Origin of the sequence: Salmonella sp. SAL4457 (assembly GCF_046548235.1) — a bacterium.
Classification (GTDB): Bacteria; Pseudomonadota; Gammaproteobacteria; order Enterobacterales; family Enterobacteriaceae; genus Salmonella; species Salmonella enterica.
Genome location: NZ_JBGDZO010000389.1, coordinates 1 through 277 on the forward strand (window position 1 = coordinate 1; position 277 = coordinate 277).

General features: G+C 70.0%; 1 pseudogene. It reads left to right on the top strand.

Features of this window, described 5'->3' with window-relative positions:
• Positions 1–167: pseudogene (locus ACLJNW_RS24760) on the top strand (LysR family transcriptional regulator); the annotation flags it as partial.
• Positions 168–277 lie beyond the last annotated feature (110 nt).

A 277-nucleotide genomic window follows, 5' to 3' on the forward strand; every position in this document is an offset into this window, starting at 1 on the left:
TGGTGGCGCTGCTGCCGGAGTGGTCGCCGCAGGTGCTCGGCATCCACGCGGTGTACGCCTCGCGCCGGCAGATGCCGCCGGCGCTGCGGGCGCTGCTGGACTTCCTGGTCGAACGGATGGCGGCCGATCCGCACTGGGACGAGGCGGGCCCCCTGGCGCTGGCGTGAAAGCCGGGTAGACTGCTGGACGCGCCGCCTTCGACGCACCTTTATCCCCTGTCTGGAGCACGTCCATGTCCCTGTCGATCTACCAGGCTTCGATCCCGACCTTCCTGCGC